The following is a 17,247-nucleotide window of genomic DNA, read 5'->3' as shown; positions in this document are numbered from 1 at the left end:
ACTTCTCATGCCGCCACCCGTGCCCGACGTCGCGACACCGGGCATGCCACCTGACCGCGTAGCCGCGCAACGAGCGCAATTCCCGTCGCGACCAGCGCAACGCCGGCAAGCACAGGCTGAAAGGGCGCGAACCATGCAATGGCTCCCGAATACCCCAACGCGAGAAGCGCAAGCTTGTTGCAGACCGGGCATCCCACCGCGAACCACGTCAACAGTCCGCCGGCCACACCGAGTCGTCCACTCCGACGATCGCTGCGATTAGCAGCGGCCTCTTCTAGAGCGGGATCCGCTGCGCCGGCCGATGAGTCACCCTTCACGTACGTGCCAACGAGCATTCCTGACATGGCCGCCGTGAGAAGCAGGACAGGCCAGTTCCACCACACTGGCGGGATATCGCGAGCGAACACATCGTTGGGAATCAGAACGGTGACGAACCCGATCACGAGAACGACCGGTACCGCCGTGATTATCGAGGCCAGGACCTGCCGCGGCCCCCAGCTTCGAAGCGCCTGCGCAGCGAGTATCAGGCTCTCCCGCTGCCCCCGGAAGAAGTCACTGACGGCGCGCTGCATGGAACCATCATCACACGAGGTCGACTACCTTGCATAGTCGACTATCTGACATAGTCGACTATGTTGGATAGTCGACTGTCCACTCAGCCTGCGACCAGGAGGTCCACTCATGACGAACGCACAGACGCCCCGGCCCTGGCCAGCCTGGGTGGTGCCGGTGGGAGTTCTTGCCCTCGTAGGCATCCTCATCGCGCTCGTACTCTCGCTTGTCACTCCTTCTGAGAGCGGTTCCGAGGAGTCGAGTGGCCCCACCGTGGTGGAGAATCCGGCGGGGCCTGACCTTTCTGCGGCGGAGAGCCGTGACGAGAGCGATCTCCTCGCAGCTGGTCCAGCTGATGCCCCCGTGGTCCTGGTGATGTTCTCCGACTACCAGTGCCCGTTTTGTGCACTGTGGAGCGAGAACACATTGCCGGCGATGATGGAACACGCGGAGAACGGCGACTTGCGGATCGAAGTGAGGGACGTCAACGTATTCGGCCCTGCCTCCGAGCGTGCGGCACGAGCCTCCTATGCAGCCGCCCTGCAGGGATCGTTCTGGGAGTATCACCACGCTCTCTTCGCAGACGGACACCACCGCACAGAGGCCAACCTCAGCGAAGAGGCGCTCATCGCTCTGGCAGGCGACGTGGGCTTGGACACGGAGAAGTTCGCGGCTGATCTGAACGCCCCTGCGACAGCGGAGGTGATTGCGAAGAATCAGAATTTCGGGCTCGAGTTGGGCGCGACGTCGACGCCGATGTTCGTGCTGGGGGGAAAGCCGATCATCGGCGCGCAGCCGACCGAGGTTTTCGAAGACGCGTTCCAAGCCGCACTGGAATCGGCGCGCTGAGGCCGCCGTGGAGATCGGATTCGTTGCCGCGTTCGTCGGAGGAGTGCTTGCGCTCCTGAGCCCGTGTGCGGCACTGCTGATGCCCGCCTTCTTTGCGTCGACGATCGGCACCGGTTCTCGACTCGCGCTCCACGGTGCAATCTTCTACGGAGGTCTGCTCGTCGTTCTCGTCCCGCTGGGGGTCGGGGCCGGGGCACTGGGAGCGCTCTTCGTATCGCATCGTCAGGTGGTCGTTCTCGTGTCATCTGTGGTGCTTGTCGCCCTGGGTATCGCACAGACTCTAGGCTTCGGATTCGACCCTGCCCGCCTCCTTCCGGCAGGTGCGGATCTCCACGCTCGCGCCGCTTCCAAATCGGGCATCGCGAAGACCGCGATCCTCGGCGCAGCCAGCGGCATCGCCGGCTTCTGCGCCGGCCCGATTCTGGGCGCCGTCCTGACCCTGGCGGCGACCCGCGGCAACGCCGTGGCCGCCGGAGCGCTTCTGGCTGTCTACGGCGCGGGGATGGTCGTTCCGTTGCTGCTGATCGCCGCGCTGTGGCAGAAGCTCGGGGCTCGCGGGAGACAGGTGCTTCGCGGCCGCACCTTCACCTTTGTCGGTCGCGAGTGGCACACGACGTCAGTGATCACCGGCCTGCTCGTCACCGGCGTCGGCATCCTCTTCTGGGTGACGAACGGCCTGGTGGGTGCACCTGAACTCGTTCCCGTCGAGGCTCAAGCCTGGTTGCAGGCGAACGCGAGCATGTTGGCGAACCCGCTCGTCGATATCACTCTCGTCCTCATCCTCGCTGCCCTCATCCTCGCCCTGTGGAGCCGTCGCCGTAAGCGTCTCGCCGCCCCAACAAGGGATCCGGAATGACCGAGAGCACCAGCTCGATGTACCCCACGGGGTATATCGGGATAGCCTGGTCGCGCGGCCCGTCGGAGACGAAGGAGGAGACGATGGCTCGAAAAATCCCCGAGACGAACGACCCTCACGACGACTCCGGATCGGCGGCGATCGCCGCGCACGCGCGGTCAGGCCAGCTCGACATGAACGACCCAGTGATTCGCCGCGAAGCGAATCGAGCGATGCGGCAGGAAACCCGAGCCCACCTGTGGGGCGACATTGCTCACCGTAAGGGGGTGCGGAGGGCGCTCTTCATAGCGCTCCTCGTCCTCGCGGTGTGGATCGCGGCACTGTTCACACCGGTCCTTCTCGGGATCACGTGACACCGCGGCCTCCGCAACGCCCCCAGACATCGCACGATCACAGAAAGCGAGCCAACCATGACGGACGCAGATTCTTCTGACGCACAGGCGTTCTGGGAGGCCCGATACGCGAGTTCGGAAGCCGTGTGGTCAGGGCGTGTCAATACGGTCGTCCGAGAGGTCGCCGAGTCCCTGGAACCCGGATCAGCTCTCGATCTCGGCTGCGGCGAAGGCGGCGATGCCGTGTGGTTGGCATCCCGCGGGTGGCTGACGGTGGGCGTAGACCTCTCTGAGACTGCCGTAGAGAGAGCTCGCACCGCCGCGGCGAGTGTCGGCCTGGACGCCAACGCTGTCAGTTTTGTCGCAGCCGACTTGAGCGAGTGGACGACCACGCAGACGTTCGACTTCGTCACGTCGGCGTTTCTTCACTCCTGGCCGGTGGAGATCCCGAGGTCGGACATCGTGCGACGCAGCAAGGACTTCGTGGCGCCGGGCGGCTCGCTTCTTGTCGTGGCTCACGCAGCGCCGCCCCCCTGGGCAGACGCCGCATCCGCTTCCTCCGCGAGCTTCCCGACCCCGGAAAGCGATCTCGCGACCATGGATCTTCCCGACGGTTGGCACGTCGACCGTTGCGAACTCAACGAGCGCGAGGCGATCGGTCCGGGTGGGCGCCGAGCGACGCTTATCGACAGTGTCGTCCTGGTGCGCCGCCCGAGCTGATCGAGAGGGGTCGTCTACGCGTTACGAGGTCGAGCACATGCCGCGCGGAATGCTGGGCCCCGCATCGGCAGTTTCGCCAACGGTCCGAGCAGGCAGAAATCGAACACAGCTGACGCGAGGAAGAGCAGACCCGGGGCAAGCAGGAGCAGCCACCACTGGCCCGCGATCACACCGACCGCGCTCAGAGCAACGCCGAGGATGCCCCGCACCCAGCGGCCAGCGGTCGATCCAAGAAAAGCGATAACAGGCATGACACCCCTCCGATTCCATACCCCCGTGGGTATACAGCTGAGAGTAGCGCACATCATGAACCGCAGGGTGGCAACTTCTGTCGAGAATCTGCAGCAGGGATCACCGCGCGGCCGACACGACAGGGATCAGCGATGAACCGCCGCCTGACTTGGACCTGCGCAGCAGTCGCCGCCGTGCTGGTGTTGACGGGATGCACGAACGAGCCGCTGGGAGCTTCCGCCGGGGAGGTCTCGGCCGCGAGCGACACCGTTGTGTTTGATCGGTCCCCCACCCGGTTCGGCGATGGTCTTGTGGCCGTCCGCTATCCGAGCGCACAGTCAGCGGAACTCACCTTCGTCGTGACAGACGGAGAACAGCAATGGGAAGCACGCACGAACCCTGCCTGCACGGGGTTCGCTGTCACGCGAGTCGATGGGGAAGACCTGCTCGTCATCCTCGATTCCGACGCGGCCTTGCACGACGGTGTCATCGCCACAGAGACCACGGCGACTGCGTTTCGCGACGACGGGGCCGTGGCGTGGGGGCCGGTGAGCGTGAACGGCGGGATGTCCGACCTCGGCCTGATCACAGTCGAGATGCTGGGTGGCGCTCTGATCGATGAGCCGGCATCGGGGACCGCGCTCTCACCGCGCACAGGCAAAGCGATTGACCTGCCCGACACCGAACGGCCGGCGTACGCGCACGGCGGACTCCTGGCCTCGAACACGCCCACCGGGGTGGCCGTGCGGGATGCGGCAGCTGACGGAGCCCCTCTGCTGTGGAAGTCCGAGCCCGAAGCGCCACCCGGGGCAAGCGGTCCGGCGCGCGTCACGGCAGACTCGACGATCCCTGCGGGCGGGGTGCTCATCCTCGAGTGGCCGACGGCCGACGGCGTTCAGTTCACGGTCCACCGGTTCGACGACGGCACGCTCCTTGCGATTCTTCCGGGCACACCTGCTGCGAGAACCCTCTCCACGCCGGCTGAGGACATTGTCTTCTTCACCACCGACACACCAACCGGACGCGCTGTGGTCGCTGTCTCTCCGTCTCTGGGCGAGCTCTGGCAGGACGAGGTTCCGTCAGCCAGTCAGCCGGTGTCGGCCACCACGGAAAGCGTCTGGTTCACCGCCTCGAGCGGATACATGCGACGGGACGTCGATGCCGCAGCCTTCGTCGATGACCCCGGCCCCGCGCCCGCACTCGCGCTGCGCTCGGGTGCCATTCTCCTGGCGACGACCCAGGCGACCGAGTTCACGCTCGCACCGCCACCTTGACATGCATACCCCTGGGGGTATGCTGGAGTGAGGTTTTCGAAGGGAATGTCATGCTGTTGGAACGCTTCTATGATGAGGATCTCGCTCAGGCCAGCTACCTGATCGGCTGCCAGGCCACGGGGGACGCCGTCGTGGTCGATCCGCGACGGGATATCGGGATCTATCTCGATGCGGTGAAGAAGCACGGGCTGCGCATCACAGCCGTGACGGAGACCCACATTCACGCGGACTACCTCTCCGGCACACGCGAACTAGCGCACGCCACCGGCGCTGATATCTTCGTCTCCGGCGAGGGTGGGATCGACTGGGAGTATGGCTTCCCCGCGAACCGCCTGCACGACGGAGACATCATCACGGTGGGGAACATCCGGGTGCAGGCACGGCATACGCCCGGGCACACCCCTGAACACCTTGTCTTCCTGGTCACCGATGGCGCGTTCGCTGACGAACCGGGATACGTGCTGTCCGGTGACTTCGTCTTCGTCGGCGATCTCGGGCGACCCGATCTCCTGGACGAAGCCGCCGGCGGGGTGGACACCCGATTCCAGGGTGCGCTGGACCTGTTCGACAGCCTGCGCACGGTCTTCCTCGCCCTTCCTGATCACGTGCAGGTTCATCCTGCGCACGGTGCGGGAAGCGCGTGCGGGAAGGCGCTCGGCGCCATTGCGTCGACGACCGTGGGCTACGAACGCCTGCACGCCTGGTGGGGGCCGTATCTTGCCGCCGACGACAGAGACGGATTCGTCGCAGAGCTTCTGGACGGGCAACCTGATGCGCACGCATACTTCGCGCGGATGAAGCGGGAGAATCGCGATGGCCCCTCGATCCTCGGACCACTCCCCGACCTGGTCGAACTCGACACGAACCGCGCGGCCGGTGCCGTCGACGCCGATGACGTCGTATTCGTCGACACCCGCACCCCTGACGCCGTGAGGGCGGGCTCCATTCCGGGCGCATTGGCGATCCCAGCTGTGGGCAAGACGGCGGCATGGGGCGCGTGGGCGGTGGATCCCGAGCGCGAAAAGCGCCCGCTGCTGCTCCTCGTTCACGACGGTACGCAGGCCATCGAAGTTCGCGACCACCTCATCCGGGTCGGCATCGACTCGTACGCGGGTTTCATCACCTCACTCGCCGACCTCCCCACGGTGCCCTCGAACACGATCTCTCCAGAGTCGGTGGCTACCCTCGAGGACGCGTTCGTTCTCGACGTCCGACAGGCGAGCGAGTACGCCGTCGGGCATGTCCCCGGTGCGACCCGGATCGGCGCCGGGCGGGTGCTGTGGGACAGCGATGAACTTCCCTCGAATCGGACGATCGTCACCTACTGTCAGAGCGGTGCCCGCAACATCGTCGCCAGCCAGGCACTGCGTCGAGCGGGAATCCCTGTCGTCGAGCTCGAAGGCAGTTACCTCGGGTGGGTGCGCGCCGGCCAACCGGTGGAGACACCCGTAGCCTCCTGATCCTCCCTCAGTCGTGAAAGAAGCGTGGACATGAACGAGATCTCTGTAGACGAGCTTGCCGCCATCCCTTCCGCCGTCGTCATCGATGTGCGCGAACCGGATGAGTACGGGGACGGCCACGTGCCGGGTGCCCGCAACATCCCGCTCGGGGAGGTGGCAGATCACAGTGCCGAGATCGATACGACGGATGCCGTCTATGTGATCTGCCAATCCGGGCGTCGAAGCGCCAGAGCTTGTGAGGCACTGGCGGCCGCAGGCATCCGGGCTGTGAACGTCACTGGGGGCACGTCTGCTTGGATCGAGTCGGGCCGGCCGGTGCAATCGTGAGCGAGCAGCACATGCTTCTGATCCACGCCTTCGGCTCTGACCCCGCGGTGATCACCGGCGCACTGCGAGTTGCTCGCAACGCGAGCTACGGACTTCCGGAAGCCCGCATCCGCGTGGTTGTGCAGGGGCCTGCTGTTGCGGGACTTGTCAGCGGCGCAGGTTTCGACGAGGACCTCGTCGACACGCTCCGAGGCATGATCGACGTCGCTGCATGCGGCAACAGCATGGAACGTGAAGGTGTCGAGCAGGACCAGCTGTCCGAGGGCGTCACCGCCGTGCCATCGGCCGTCATCCATCTTGCGGAGCAGCAATGGGCGGGCGCCGCCTACGTGCGCGTCTGAGGTGATCTTCCTCGTCGTCGTCCTTGGCGTCGTCGTGGGCGCCGTCATGGGACTGGTCGGCGCTGGCGGCGGGATCATTTCCGTGCCCGCGCTCGTCGGCCTGGTCGGAGTCCCGGTCGCGGACGCCATGACTGCATCTCTCGTCATGGCGATCGCCTCCGCATCCACCGCAGTAGTGCCGCGCCTTCGCGGCGGCGTTGATTGGCCGGTCGCGGCGACCGTGAGCGCGGCCGGCATTCCGGCAGCACTCGTGGGTACCGCCGTGAACGCACTGCTCCCGCAACCGCTGCTCTTGATCGGATTCGGCGCGCTCATGCTCGTCGCGGGCGTGCGGATGCTCCGACCGATCCCCGACAATGCATCCCGGGGAGAGCGGCATCCTCGCTGGCTCATCCATGCCGTTCTCATCGGTCTGGGCGTGGGCATGCTCACAGGTCTGTTGGGCGTCGGCGGGGGGTTCGTCATCGTTCCTGCGCTGGCCCTTCTCTTGCGTCTCCCGATGAAGCTGGCGATCGGTACCTCGCTCGTCGTTACGGTCGCGAACTCGCTGGCCGGTGCCGCCGCGCACGCAAGCATCGGTGGCATCGACCTTTCCCTCACCGTTGCCTTCACCATCCCCGCGATGATCGCATCGCTCGCGGGTGCACGTCTGGCGGCCAGGCTCCCAGGCAAGGGGTTGCAGATCGGCTTCGCCGTGCTCGTGCTCGTCATCGCGGTCGTCACCCTCGTGGCGACCATCATCCCTCTAACCTGAATGTCGTCAGTCCGTCAGCACTGAATGCTTCGAGCCCCGCGGCGGGGGCGTGTAGGTGCACGTGTCCCCGGCGCACAGCTCCGGCTTGCGAGGCGAAAAGCGTCGCGCCAGAGCGCACCCCGCGCAGAACCCGAACGCCGTCTCCAGATACAGAAGAAGCAGGCATCCGCCGCAGATCGTCTGAGCGACCACCGCGGGAAGCCCAAGCCAGCCGAGACTGACGCATCCCACCAATGCCATCCCCAATCCGAGGCTCCACGCCAGCACCTTCGAGCGAGCCTCAACCCATTCCGGGCGTTGCGCGCGGGTGAGCAGAGCGCCCAGCAGCAGAGTCGGGGTGTAGGCCGTTCCGATGACGAGCCGGATCAGCATCTCCACCGCGAAGACCATGCCGAAGGCGCGCATCGGCTGCAAGTCCCCGGTCGCCAACGCCCACATCCACGCAGCGAAGCCACCGAGGAACAGGATGCCGGCAGATGCTCGGACGGCTCGCTCGTTCACGACCGGCACATCCACTCCGGTCACCCACTGTCCGATCGTCGGGCGTTCAGGTGTCTCAGAGGGGGAAGGCATGAAACCATAATACCCTGGGGGGTATAGTACGATTGTCGATGATCCCGAACGAAGGAGACAGAGATGTGCGCGAGAGTGATGTGCGACGTGTGCGGCAAGGCCACCTGGGAGGGCTGCGGGCAGCACGTGGAAGAAGCGCTCTACGGGGTTCCCGTGGAACAGCGCTGCCCCGGTCACCTTGACACGGCAGCGTGACCGGATGAGCACCACAACGGTGACCGGCACTGCACTGCGCGAAGTGATCGAGGGCACCGATATCGTGATTCTCGACTTCTGGGCCGCCTGGTGCGGCCCGTGCCGCGCCTTCGCGCCCGTGTTCGAATCCGCATCGAGCGCGCACCCGGACATCACGTTCGGCAAGGTGGATACCGAAGCCGAGCAGGAGCTCGCAGCCGCGTTCAACATCCGCTCGATTCCTACCCTGATGGTGTTCCGCAGCGGGATCATCGTCTTCTCGCAACCCGGGGCCCTCAGCGAGGCTCAACTCGACCAGGTCATCACTGCCGTCCGCGGACTGGATATGGATGATGTGCGTCGGCAGCTGGACGAGGCCTCCGCGGGTGCATCGGAATGACAGTCCTCACCGACTCGCTTCCGGCCGGCAGAGCGGACTCTGGCGCTCAGCGGCGCGTGGTGCACCGCTTGCGACGCGCGCGGGGGCAACTGGACGCGGTGATCTCCGCGGTCGAAGCCGACGCGGGGTGTCGGGATGTCGTCATCCAGCTGGCAGCGGTGACGAGCGCCTTGAACCGTGCGGGCTTCGTGATCGTCGCCGACGCTTTGAAAGAGTGCCTCTCCGTGAATGATGCGGACAAGGAACCGACCGATATGACCACGGAAGAGATCGAAAAGCTCTTCCTGATGCTCTCGTAGCAACGATTGAAGGAGACCCCATGTGCTACCAAGTGACCTGCAAGAAGTGCGGCAAGGCGACGTGGAAGGGGTGCGGCCAGCACGTCGATCAGGTGATGCGCGGCATCCCTCGGTCGCAGCGCTGCGACGGACACGCCAACGAACCGTCGACGGGGTTCTTCGCCCGACTGTTCAACCGGTAGGCGCGGTTGTTCACGCGAGGGTGAGGAACAGCTTCTCCAACTCGTCCGGCGTCAGCGACTCGCTCTCCGGGTCGGCCACGCAATTGCGCATCGCGGATGCGACGATCGCATACCCGGCACGATCCAGCGCCTTCGATACTGCAGCGAGCTGAATGACGACATCGCGGCATTCGCCACCGGATTCCACGGCGGTGATCACCGCAGCGAGCTGCCCCTGAGCACGACGCAGACGGTTGACGATCTTCCGCTGCTGCGCAACTCGAGCTGCCCCGGCTTCCTCGGACATGACTGTGTCCTCGGAAACGCTGGCTTCCATGGTCTCGATCATTCGGGCACCCCTTGCTTCTCACGTCCCTGATGGACGACGCCCTTTCAGTATCCCACGAGTCCGCATACCCAGGTGGGTATGCGGACTCTCTGGGACTATAGTTGCGCGGTGTGCGCATGAGTATCCCCAGCCCTGATCCGAACTGGGCCCAGTTCGCCATCGGCCCCCTCACCATCCACACCTATGCCCTGTGCATCATCACGGGAATGATCGTGGCGGTGATCCTCACCCAGCGGCGACTCGCCCGTCGAGGCGCGGAACCGGGCGTGGTCATCGATATCGCCTTGTGGGCGGTGCCGCTGGGCATCATCGGCGCCCGGTTCTACCATGTCTTCACACACGTCGGCGACTACTTCTATCCTGGTGCGAATCCCGCAGACATCTTCGCGATCTGGGATGGTGGCAACGCCCTCTATGGGTCACTGATCGGCGGCGCGCTCGGCGCGTGGATCGGCTGCCGACGGGCCGGAATCCGCCTCTGGTCGTTCGCCGACGCACTGGCACCCGGCCTGCTCATCGCTCAAGCGATCGGCCGTATCGGCAACTACTTCAACCACGAACTCTTCGGCCTCCCGACAACGCTGCCCTGGGGACTCGAGATCGAATCCACGAACGCGAAGTTCCCCGAAGGCCTCGCCGACGGAACTCTCTTCCATCCGCTGTTCCTCTACGAGATCCTCTGGAACCTCGCCGGTGTCGCGATCATCCTGCTCCTCGAGCGCAGAATCGCCCTCCGATGGGGTCGCACGTTCGCGCTCTATCTCATCTGGTACGGCCTCGGCCGCAGCTGGTTGGAAGCCATCCGCATCGACCCGACCAGCGACGGCTTCTGGGGCATTCCCGCCAACGTCTGGGCGTCGTTCGTCGCCGTCGCACTCGGCATGGCGCTGTTCGTGATCCAGTCGATCCGTCATCGCGAGCCCGAGACGAGCATCTACCGATCTGCGCGAGAAACCGATTCCGGCGAACCGACTCCATCACCTCGCCAGTCAGTCAGCGACGCGAGCGTGGAGGAACGCGAAGCCAGCTGACCAGCGATTCTGGGCAGCTCCGAGGGATTAGCAGCAGCTCGGCGGCACGGAGATCGTGGCCTACTGGCGCTGTTGTTCCCCAGGTGCCGTGGTGGCGAACTCCGCCGCCTCCGGGTGGTTCAGGTCGAAAGCGGGCCGCTCGCTGCGGATGCGCGGGATCGACGTGAAGTTGTGGCGCGGCGGCGGGCACGACGTCGCCCACTCCAGCGATGAACCGTAACCCCACGGGTCGTTTACCGTGACCTTCGGCGCCCGGCGGGCCGTGATCCACACGTTCAGGAAGAACGGGATCATCGACGCCCCGAGGATCATCGCGCCAATAGTGGAGACCTGGTTCTGCCAGGTCCAGCCGTCGGCTGCCGAGTAGTCCGCGTAGCGACGAACCATGCCGTCGACGCCCAGCCAGTGCTGGATCAGGAAGGTCATGTGGAAGCCGATAAACAGCATCCAGAAGTGCACGTATCCGAGACGCTCGTTGAGCATGCGCCCCGTCCACTTCGGCCACCAGAAGTAGAAGCCCGCGAACATCGCAAACACCACGGTGCCGAACACCACGTAGTGGAAGTGCGCGACCACGAAGTAGGTGTCAGAGACGTGGAAATCGAGCGGCGGGGCCGCCAGGATGACACCCGTCAGACCGCCGAAGACGAAAGAGACCAAGAAGCCGAGGGCGAACACCATCGGCGTCTCGAAGGTCACGGACCCTCGCCACATTGTTCCGATCCAGTTGAAGATCTTCACACCCGTCGGCACGGCGATGAGCATCGACATGAGCGCGAAGAACGGCAGCAGCACGGAGCCCGTCACATACATGTGGTGTGCCCACACCGCCACGGACAGGGCAGCGATCGCGATCGTCGCATAGACCAGGGTCTTGTACCCGAAGATGGGCTTGCGGCTGAACACCGGGAAGATCTCGGACACGACGCCGAAGAACGGCAACGCGATGATGTACACCTCGGGGTGACCGAAGAACCAGAACAGGTGCTGCCACAGCAGGACCCCACCGTTCGCCGGGTCGAAGATGTGCGCACCGAGGACTCGATCGGCCGCTGCGGCGGAGAGAGCGGCCGCGATCACCGGGAACGCGACCAGGATGAGGAGGCTCGTGATGAGAGTGTTCCAGGTGAAGATCGGCATGCGCCACATCGTCATGCCCGGGGCGCGCATCGTGATGATCGTCGTAATGAAATTGACCGCGCCAAGGATCGTGCCGAATCCACTCAGCACGAGCCCCAGCATCCAGAGGTTGCCCCCGACTCCTGGCGAGAAGCTGGCGCCAGCGAGTGGTTGATAGGCGAACCAGCCGAATGAGGCCGCTCCCTGCGGGGTGAGGAATCCTGCGATGACCATGGTTCCGCCGAAGAGGAAGAGCCAGAACGCGAATGCGTTGAGTCGGGGGAACGCCACATCAGGGGCGCCGATCTGCAGAGGAAGAAGCGCGTTGGCGAAGCCGGCGAACAGAGGTGTCGCGAACAGAAGCAACATCACGGTGCCGTGCACCGTGAACAGCTGGTTGTACTGCTCCTTCGTCGGAATGATCTGCATCCCCGGAGCGAACAGCTCAGCGCGGATGACGAGGGCCATCACTCCACCGAGGAGGAAGAACATCATCGACGCGATCAGATACATGTACCCGATCGTTTTGTGATCAGTGGAGGTGATCCACTTCACGAAGACGTTGCCCTTCTGCTCGACACGGGAATGGCTCATCAGAGCCGCCTGGCGAGTGGGAAGCTCGGTCGGACGTGCGCCCACCGGTGGGACATTCGTCGTGGTCATCTGCTCTGCTCCGAATCCTCATAGGGGCCCACCCGACGCTCACCCGAGTCGGCAACATCGACGAACAAGTACATGATGGCCAGCACCACGAAGCTGCCGAAGAACACCACCACACCGGAGACCACAGAGAACCCCCACGCCCGCGTGGTCATCAAGGTGACTGCCGCGAAGAACATGCCAGCCAGAGGCGGCAATATCACCAGCGGGCGCAGTAGGCCGTCAACCGAATGATGGGACATACCGAGAAGAATACCCCTACCCGTATCGATGAATCGAGGGGTTGACATCCCGTCCGACCTCGACAGTTGCCGTTGCCGAGCCGTCGATCAGGCCGAGGCCGCGAGCGGTGCTGCGCCTTGGCGACCGCGGAGCTTCCGGCCGGATCGCCGATACCACTGGGCGCAGAGAATAGTGATGATCGCTATGTCCACGACGTCGCCGGCGTAATACATCAGCATCGCGCCTGCCTGCGCGTCCAGCCCGTCCACCCCGACCGGCGGGTGAGCGTAGAGCGTCTTCGCGAGGATGCCGTGGGCGGCGAGGGCAAGGACGACGACAGCGGTTCGGAGCGGGAATCCGGCACGATGCGGGGCGGGATCGATCGGGATGATCGCCGCGGTGAACAGGTATCCGGCGAGCAGGAAGTGGGTCATCACGATCAAATGGACGAGGAAGCTCGCTCGCATCGCGTCGTAGAGGGGTGTGGAGTACAGCACCCACATCCCGCCGACGTTGAGAACAGCAGCCACGACCGGAGCGGTGAGGAACCGGGCCGGCCAACTGTTCAGAACGTGAGACAACCGGCGCGCGGAGCCAACGTCGATCGAACGCAGGGCGAGCGTGACGGGAGCGCCGAGAACAAGCAGCAGCGGCGCCGCCATGCCGACGAGAAGATGCGCCCACATGTGTGCGACGAAGTCCTGGTGGGCGGCTGCCGCAAGCGGCCCCACGAATCCTGCTGCGGCTGTGACAATGCCGACAGTCCACGAGGCACTGCGGTACCAGGGCCACGGACGGCCCCGCCGCCACTGGATGATCGCGCAGCCACCATAGAACGCGAGTACGAACGCGAACGGGAGGGCGATGATGATGTCGGGGCTGATGCCCGGTCCGGAAGCGTGATCATGCACCGGCTCACCCGGCAGGAATGCCACTGCGCCGAGTGCGGACCGTCAAGGTAACCCCGGCGACGATGAGAAGGACGGCAATGATGTTCCATGTCAGGTCATACGGGAGCACATCCTCCACGTAGCGGATCTGGTGAATACCCCACCATTTGTGCTGCACCGTACCGTCGTACAGCTGGAAGGCCCCCGCGCCAAGGAGAACTCCGCCCCACCACCTCATCTGCCAGAAAGCGCCGCGCCTCCGCAGATCCGCAAGCAGAAAGAGGCCGCCGATTGTGGCTGCCCAGCTCAGGGCGTGGAAGAACCCATCCGACACCAATCCGATATCCGGAGTTCCCAGATCGTAGAAGTGATGCCAGTGCAGCAACTGGTGAAAGACGGTCTCATCGATGAAGGCCACCAGGCCCACGCCGAAGAGGATGCCCGACCATAAGTTGCGCTTCGAAAACGTGGCCCGCGCTCGATAGTCAATTCGCGTCGATGTTGAATCCGTGATGGCAGTCATCGCGTCACTCCCTCGTCCCCGCAGCCGTTCGGTTGACACCACACGATAGAGAGAGAGCATCGTCAGCGTGACGGGCTTGACATGTGCGCTCGTCCGTGGAGCAGGGCCGCGACATCGGTAAGGGACGCGCGTCCTCTACCGAAAACGTGCACCGAAACCCAGTTACGGTGCACGGTTCTGGACCCCGACACAGCTCTACTTGGATCGCCGCGCCAGAAACGATCAATTTCGGCAGGGTCGTGGCTTGGCCGTCGATCAGCGCGCGACAGGTTTCGTGAGTATCCGACAAGTTTCGTGAGGACGGTCAGCTGGTACAGCAGCCGGACACAGAGAAGGGGCGTACTGATCCCGGGGGGGGGGGGATCCACTCATGGCACCTCGGGTGCACGGCCACGAGGTCCTCGTAACGCTCGCCCGCGATTGTGCTATCCCAGCAGATAGGCCGAGAGCGAGCCTAGGTCCTGCGCGAGCGTTGAGCGATCCACGGAGAAGGTGACGTGGCGACCGCGGCGCTTGCCGCGCTCCACGGTCCCTGACACATAGGTCTCCTCAAGCTCTTCCAGAGCCGCCCGGACCGTCTCTTTCGCAAGTTCGCTACCCACCACGATCTCGTTGATGGTGGAGCCCGGATGGTTCAAGAGGTAGTGCAGCACCTCGATGCGAGTCGTGGCCGCTATTGCCCGTTGTGCGCGCGCGGCATTCAGCGGCATGTCTGACGACGCGGCGACGAGTCTGGGCATCTCACCATTGTGCCGTTCGACCCCTTCTGCACGTCGCACTTCCAGTCCCACAGCGCCCCCTCCGGCGATTGCATACGTACCTAAAGTACCGCTTGCGGAGGGGCTCGCACCTGTCCGACGAGCGCGGATCTGGCTCAGGGTGACGGCACCGCGCCTCGCTCAAGAGGCCATTTAGAGGCCTCTGAACTCAGAGAAAATTCCCGCCGCGTGTCGTGGGACCCACGCAGATTTGTCGGTTTCGAAGCCCCCTCGGCACCCCTTGTCAGTGAGGGGGTGTTGCGAAGCCCTCCACCAGTAGTTATATTCGGGAAGACTAAGTTATATTCGGGAAGCTCATTTGTAGGAGGGGCCATGCGGACCAACACTTGCCCGGCCGACCACAAGCACGGCGAGACGCCGACCTGCTACCGGAGCCACAAGTGCGCGTGCTTCGACTGCAAGGACGCCAACCGGATCCGTTGCTACGAGTACAAGAAGCTCGTCGCCTACGGTCGCCCGACGGGAACGCTGATCGACGCCCGCCCCGTGCAGATCCACCTCGGCGACCTAGTCATGGCCGGCATGACGCCTGCCGCGATCGCGGCAGGCGCCGGCATCGACCTGAGCACCGTCCGCAACATCATGAACCGACGGATCCCGCGCAAGCGCAGCACACCCTTCCGCATCTACCAGGCGACCGCCGAAAAGCTGCTCTCCGTCACACCCGACCTGACCACGGTTCCCGACGGACACCGGGTGGATTCACGCGGAGCACGCCGACGCCTGCAGGCGCTCGGGCTGAAAGGCTGGGCAATCCAGTACCTCGCCGATCGCTGCGACCTGGACCGACACAAACTCGACCGAGTCCTGATCTCCCCTCGTGTCTTCAGCTCCACCAATCGTGCGATCACCGCCCTCTTCGAAGAGCTCTGGGACAAAGAGCCCCCGACCGACACCCCGATCCAGCGCGCCGTCAAAACCATCACCATGCGGCGAGCGCAGGCGGAGGGGTGGTTGCCGGCGCTCGCGTGGGACAACATGGATCTTGATGACGCTCCGGCGGATGCGAGTTCTGAGCCGGTTCTTGTCGATGAGGTCGCGGTGGAACTCGCGCTACGTGGCGAGCCCGTGCGTCTCACCCTGTTTGAGCGGCAGATCGTCATCGATCGTGCGTCCGAAGCGGGGATCTACACCAGTGCGATCGCACCCGTGCTCGGCATCACCCCTCGTCACGTTGAGCGGCTGCGTGCACATGCGGAGGCTGCGTGATGAGCAAGATTCTCGACTCTCTGGAGGCTGCCACGCACGGCACGGCCTCGGGGTACAAGAGCGGTTGCAAAAGCAGAGGTGCGTGCCCGAATCGGGGCAGCCGGGTGGATCTCACCTGCGAGCGCGCTTACCGGGCCTACGTGCATTACCGGGCACTGTTCCGGCTCGGCCCGGATGTGCGGATTACTCGAGCGATGCTCCGCGAGGCGAAGGGGTTGAAGCCATGGTCGTAACCACTGCGGATCTCAGTGTGCGGATGAGCGCCGAGTGTGGGACAACCGTCGACGTCTCTTGGAGTTTCCGTCTCTTCCAGCTCGTCTGCCGTCGGGTGGATGGCAAGCCGCTCACGCCATCGATGGAGGCCGCTTTCGATCGCCTCCTGCAGCTCGTCGAGCAGCTCGCCCTTCACGTACACGATTCGAGGATCTGATGCCCTACGTACTTTCCGTCTCTGGCGTTGTCCCCTCGCGGATGCTCGACAACATCTTCCCGATCCTGCAGGTATCCGGGGTGGCACTGGGGGCGTCCGATGATCCCCCCCAAGGCCGCGCGGTCGCCAGCGAGCAGCCCTCCGCAGTCCCGACCACGCGCCCACACCGACGAAGGGCCCGTGATGACCACCACCGACGTAGAAAGCCAGCTGAGACCCATCGACACCGTCGCGGCATCCGGGAACCACCACGCCCTCGTGATGCGCAACAACGGCGACGGCACCTCCGGCTGGCAGTCCACCCCCGCAGCTGACCCGTTGCAGACACTCACCACCGCCGGGCACCAGTCGCTCATCGATCCCGGCGACCTCTCCGACCTCGAGCACGAGCCCACCGACGACGAGATCTGGGTCATGGTCTACGACTCCGAATTCCGGATGCTCGAGCCCTACGAGGTCAAACGCGGCATGGCCTTCCCCGGCGAGTACGTCCTCCTCGGCAACAAGCGCGAACAGGTACGCATAGCCGGCAACGCCGTCACCCCGAACGCTGCCCGCGACCTCATCGCCGCCTGCGTCGAATCCCTCGGCTACACCGTCCGCCGCCACTACAACCTGGTCGCCTGACCACCGACCCCGAACAAGGATCCCCGATGCGCACCACCACCAAGATCAAGAGCATCACCGGCGCCGCCGTCGCCCTGGTCGCACTCACCATCACCGCCTTCATCG

The 17,247-nt window shown here is 64.6% G+C and carries 24 protein-coding genes; 16 read left to right on the top strand and 8 right to left on the bottom strand.

Translation table 11 applies throughout. The annotated features are described in order from the left end of the window. Positions 1–5 precede the first annotated feature (5 nt). A complete protein-coding gene (locus E0W80_RS15655) occupies positions 6–572 on the bottom strand; it encodes a hypothetical protein (RefSeq protein WP_131493864.1) in 567 nt (188 codons plus the stop codon). A gap of 148 nt (positions 573–720) precedes the next feature. Between E0W80_RS15655 and E0W80_RS15650 the strand changes: the two genes are divergently transcribed. From E0W80_RS15650 to E0W80_RS15610, 9 genes are all read left to right on the top strand, one after another. Next, entirely contained in the window at positions 721–1,401 is a 681-nt protein-coding gene (locus E0W80_RS15650) for a thioredoxin domain-containing protein (protein ID WP_240740564.1), read from the top strand. 7 nt (positions 1,402–1,408) lie between these two features. Continuing rightward, the gene (locus E0W80_RS15645) at positions 1,409–2,257 is read left to right on the top strand and encodes a cytochrome c biogenesis protein CcdA (protein WP_131493860.1); all 849 of its coding nucleotides are present in this window, start codon (positions 1,409–1,411) and stop codon (positions 2,255–2,257) included. An 83-nt stretch (positions 2,258–2,340) separates the two neighbouring features. Next, on the top strand, positions 2,341–2,610 hold the full coding sequence (locus E0W80_RS15640; RefSeq protein WP_131493858.1) for a hypothetical protein: 270 nt from the start codon (positions 2,341–2,343) through the stop codon (positions 2,608–2,610). Positions 2,611–2,667: 57 nt separating this feature from the next. Further along, the gene (locus E0W80_RS15635; RefSeq protein ID WP_131493856.1) at positions 2,668–3,309 is read left to right on the top strand and encodes a class I SAM-dependent methyltransferase; all 642 of its coding nucleotides are present in this window, start codon (positions 2,668–2,670) and stop codon (positions 3,307–3,309) included. 383 nt (positions 3,310–3,692) lie between these two features. Further along, the gene (locus tag E0W80_RS15630) at positions 3,693–4,814 is read left to right on the top strand and encodes a hypothetical protein (protein WP_131493854.1); all 1,122 of its coding nucleotides are present in this window, start codon (positions 3,693–3,695) and stop codon (positions 4,812–4,814) included. Positions 4,815–4,864: 50 nt separating this feature from the next. Continuing rightward, positions 4,865–6,274 carry an MBL fold metallo-hydrolase gene (locus E0W80_RS15625; protein WP_131493852.1) on the top strand — a complete coding sequence of 470 codons (1,410 nt, stop codon included), beginning with the start codon at positions 4,865–4,867 and terminating at the stop codon, positions 6,272–6,274. Positions 6,275–6,304: 30 nt separating this feature from the next. After that, on the top strand, positions 6,305–6,601 hold the full coding sequence (locus E0W80_RS15620; RefSeq protein ID WP_131493850.1) for a rhodanese-like domain-containing protein: 297 nt from the start codon (positions 6,305–6,307) through the stop codon (positions 6,599–6,601). Then, positions 6,598–6,942, top strand: coding sequence for a DsrE family protein (locus E0W80_RS15615; protein ID WP_131493848.1), 345 nt, complete (start codon positions 6,598–6,600; stop codon positions 6,940–6,942). The genes E0W80_RS15620 and E0W80_RS15615 overlap by 4 nt, the downstream gene beginning before the upstream one ends. A gap of 1 nt (position 6,943) precedes the next feature. After that, the gene (locus tag E0W80_RS15610) at positions 6,944–7,696 is read left to right on the top strand and encodes a sulfite exporter TauE/SafE family protein (RefSeq protein ID WP_240740563.1); all 753 of its coding nucleotides are present in this window, start codon (positions 6,944–6,946) and stop codon (positions 7,694–7,696) included. Between the two features lie 6 nt (positions 7,697–7,702). On the opposite strand, the gene E0W80_RS15605 is transcribed toward E0W80_RS15610, so the two are convergent. Beyond that, the gene (locus tag E0W80_RS15605; RefSeq protein ID WP_240740562.1) at positions 7,703–8,269 is read right to left on the bottom strand and encodes a DUF4395 domain-containing protein; all 567 of its coding nucleotides are present in this window, start codon (positions 8,267–8,269) and stop codon (positions 7,703–7,705) included. A 199-nt stretch (positions 8,270–8,468) separates the two neighbouring features. On the opposite strand from E0W80_RS15605, the gene trxA reads away from it, so the two are divergent. From trxA to E0W80_RS19220, 3 genes are read left to right on the top strand one after another with little or no spacing between them, the layout of a single operon-like run. Then, a complete protein-coding gene (gene trxA / locus E0W80_RS15600; RefSeq protein ID WP_131493846.1) occupies positions 8,469–8,843 on the top strand; it encodes a thioredoxin in 375 nt (124 codons plus the stop codon). After that, the gene (locus E0W80_RS15595) at positions 8,840–9,142 is read left to right on the top strand and encodes a metal-sensitive transcriptional regulator (RefSeq protein ID WP_131493844.1); all 303 of its coding nucleotides are present in this window, start codon (positions 8,840–8,842) and stop codon (positions 9,140–9,142) included. Before trxA ends, E0W80_RS15595 begins: the two co-directional genes overlap by 4 nt. A gap of 20 nt (positions 9,143–9,162) precedes the next feature. Next, positions 9,163–9,324 carry a hypothetical protein gene (locus E0W80_RS19220; protein ID WP_165875491.1) on the top strand — a complete coding sequence of 54 codons (162 nt, stop codon included), beginning with the start codon at positions 9,163–9,165 and terminating at the stop codon, positions 9,322–9,324. A 10-nt stretch (positions 9,325–9,334) separates the two neighbouring features. On the opposite strand, the gene E0W80_RS15590 is transcribed toward E0W80_RS19220, so the two are convergent. Further along, positions 9,335–9,610: a metal-sensitive transcriptional regulator gene (locus E0W80_RS15590; RefSeq protein WP_240740561.1), complete on the bottom strand. Its 276-nt coding sequence runs from the start codon at positions 9,608–9,610 to the stop codon at positions 9,335–9,337. Between the two features lie 158 nt (positions 9,611–9,768). Between E0W80_RS15590 and lgt the strand changes: the two genes are divergently transcribed. Then, positions 9,769–10,683, top strand: a complete 915-nt coding sequence (gene lgt, locus E0W80_RS15585; RefSeq protein WP_131493840.1) for a prolipoprotein diacylglyceryl transferase — start codon at positions 9,769–9,771, stop codon at positions 10,681–10,683. 60 nt (positions 10,684–10,743) lie between these two features. Here the strand turns inward: lgt and ctaD are convergent, their stop codons facing one another. From ctaD to E0W80_RS15560, 5 genes are all read right to left on the bottom strand, one after another. Next, positions 10,744–12,396: a cytochrome c oxidase subunit I gene (gene ctaD, locus E0W80_RS15580; RefSeq protein ID WP_131493922.1), complete on the bottom strand. Its 1,653-nt coding sequence runs from the start codon at positions 12,394–12,396 to the stop codon at positions 10,744–10,746. A 65-nt stretch (positions 12,397–12,461) separates the two neighbouring features. Continuing rightward, positions 12,462–12,704, bottom strand: a complete 243-nt coding sequence (locus tag E0W80_RS15575; protein ID WP_131493838.1) for a hypothetical protein — start codon at positions 12,702–12,704, stop codon at positions 12,462–12,464. An 87-nt stretch (positions 12,705–12,791) separates the two neighbouring features. After that, positions 12,792–13,619, bottom strand: coding sequence for a cytochrome c oxidase assembly protein (locus E0W80_RS15570; RefSeq protein ID WP_240740560.1), 828 nt, complete (start codon positions 13,617–13,619; stop codon positions 12,792–12,794). Next, positions 13,600–14,097: a DUF2243 domain-containing protein gene (locus tag E0W80_RS15565; protein WP_131493836.1), complete on the bottom strand. Its 498-nt coding sequence runs from the start codon at positions 14,095–14,097 to the stop codon at positions 13,600–13,602. The genes E0W80_RS15570 and E0W80_RS15565 overlap by 20 nt, the downstream gene beginning before the upstream one ends. 425 nt (positions 14,098–14,522) lie before the next feature. Beyond that, positions 14,523–14,837, bottom strand: coding sequence for a hypothetical protein (locus E0W80_RS15560; protein ID WP_131493834.1), 315 nt, complete (start codon positions 14,835–14,837; stop codon positions 14,523–14,525). 351 nt (positions 14,838–15,188) lie between these two features. Here E0W80_RS15560 and E0W80_RS15555 point away from each other — a divergent pair, with 351 nt between their 5' ends. From E0W80_RS15555 to E0W80_RS15540, 3 genes are all read left to right on the top strand, one after another. Next, positions 15,189–16,085, top strand: coding sequence for a hypothetical protein (locus tag E0W80_RS15555; protein WP_131493832.1), 897 nt, complete (start codon positions 15,189–15,191; stop codon positions 16,083–16,085). Positions 16,086–16,308: 223 nt separating this feature from the next. After that, positions 16,309–16,515, top strand: a complete 207-nt coding sequence (locus E0W80_RS15545) for a hypothetical protein (protein WP_131493831.1) — start codon at positions 16,309–16,311, stop codon at positions 16,513–16,515. A gap of 183 nt (positions 16,516–16,698) precedes the next feature. Further along, positions 16,699–17,142: a DNA cytosine methyltransferase gene (locus E0W80_RS15540; RefSeq protein ID WP_240740559.1), complete on the top strand. Its 444-nt coding sequence runs from the start codon at positions 16,699–16,701 to the stop codon at positions 17,140–17,142. Positions 17,143–17,247 lie beyond the last annotated feature (105 nt).

This window comes from Microbacterium sp. PI-1, assembly GCF_004337555.1.
Taxonomy (GTDB): domain Bacteria; phylum Actinomycetota; class Actinomycetes; order Actinomycetales; family Microbacteriaceae; genus Microbacterium; species Microbacterium aurugineum.
Note: the sequence above shows the minus strand (reverse complement) of the source record. Positions and strands in the feature narration are given on the sequence as shown.

Excerpts from the sequence above, each read along its gene's own strand:
- E0W80_RS15640 (WP_131493858.1), top strand. The coding sequence starts at position 2,341 with ATGGCTCGAAAAATCCCCGAGACGAACGACCCTCACGACGACTCCGGA.
- E0W80_RS15605 (WP_240740562.1), bottom strand. The coding sequence starts at position 8,269 with ATGCCTTCCCCCTCTGAGACACCTGAACGCCCGACGATCGGACAGTGG.
- E0W80_RS15635 (WP_131493856.1), top strand. The coding sequence starts at position 2,668 with ATGACGGACGCAGATTCTTCTGACGCACAGGCGTTCTGGGAGGCCCGA.
- E0W80_RS15560 (WP_131493834.1), bottom strand. The coding sequence starts at position 14,837 with ATGCCCAGACTCGTCGCCGCGTCGTCAGACATGCCGCTGAATGCCGCG.
- E0W80_RS15545 (WP_131493831.1), top strand. The coding sequence starts at position 16,309 with ATGGTCGTAACCACTGCGGATCTCAGTGTGCGGATGAGCGCCGAGTGT.
- lgt (WP_131493840.1), top strand. The coding sequence starts at position 9,769 with ATGAGTATCCCCAGCCCTGATCCGAACTGGGCCCAGTTCGCCATCGGC.
- E0W80_RS15625 (WP_131493852.1), top strand. The coding sequence starts at position 4,865 with ATGCTGTTGGAACGCTTCTATGATGAGGATCTCGCTCAGGCCAGCTAC.
- E0W80_RS15575 (WP_131493838.1), bottom strand. The coding sequence starts at position 12,704 with ATGTCCCATCATTCGGTTGACGGCCTACTGCGCCCGCTGGTGATATTG.
- E0W80_RS15565 (WP_131493836.1), bottom strand. The coding sequence starts at position 14,097 with ATGACTGCCATCACGGATTCAACATCGACGCGAATTGACTATCGAGCG.
- E0W80_RS19220 (WP_165875491.1), top strand. The coding sequence starts at position 9,163 with ATGTGCTACCAAGTGACCTGCAAGAAGTGCGGCAAGGCGACGTGGAAG.
- E0W80_RS15590 (WP_240740561.1), bottom strand. The coding sequence starts at position 9,610 with ATGTCCGAGGAAGCCGGGGCAGCTCGAGTTGCGCAGCAGCGGAAGATC.
- E0W80_RS15555 (WP_131493832.1), top strand. The coding sequence starts at position 15,189 with ATGCGGACCAACACTTGCCCGGCCGACCACAAGCACGGCGAGACGCCG.
- E0W80_RS15540 (WP_240740559.1), top strand. The coding sequence starts at position 16,699 with ATGACCACCACCGACGTAGAAAGCCAGCTGAGACCCATCGACACCGTC.
- ctaD (WP_131493922.1), bottom strand. The coding sequence starts at position 12,396 with ATGAGCCATTCCCGTGTCGAGCAGAAGGGCAACGTCTTCGTGAAGTGG.
- E0W80_RS15630 (WP_131493854.1), top strand. The coding sequence starts at position 3,693 with ATGAACCGCCGCCTGACTTGGACCTGCGCAGCAGTCGCCGCCGTGCTG.
- E0W80_RS15655 (WP_131493864.1), bottom strand. The coding sequence starts at position 572 with ATGCAGCGCGCCGTCAGTGACTTCTTCCGGGGGCAGCGGGAGAGCCTG.
- trxA (WP_131493846.1), top strand. The coding sequence starts at position 8,469 with ATGAGCACCACAACGGTGACCGGCACTGCACTGCGCGAAGTGATCGAG.
- E0W80_RS15620 (WP_131493850.1), top strand. The coding sequence starts at position 6,305 with ATGAACGAGATCTCTGTAGACGAGCTTGCCGCCATCCCTTCCGCCGTC.
- E0W80_RS15595 (WP_131493844.1), top strand. The coding sequence starts at position 8,840 with ATGACAGTCCTCACCGACTCGCTTCCGGCCGGCAGAGCGGACTCTGGC.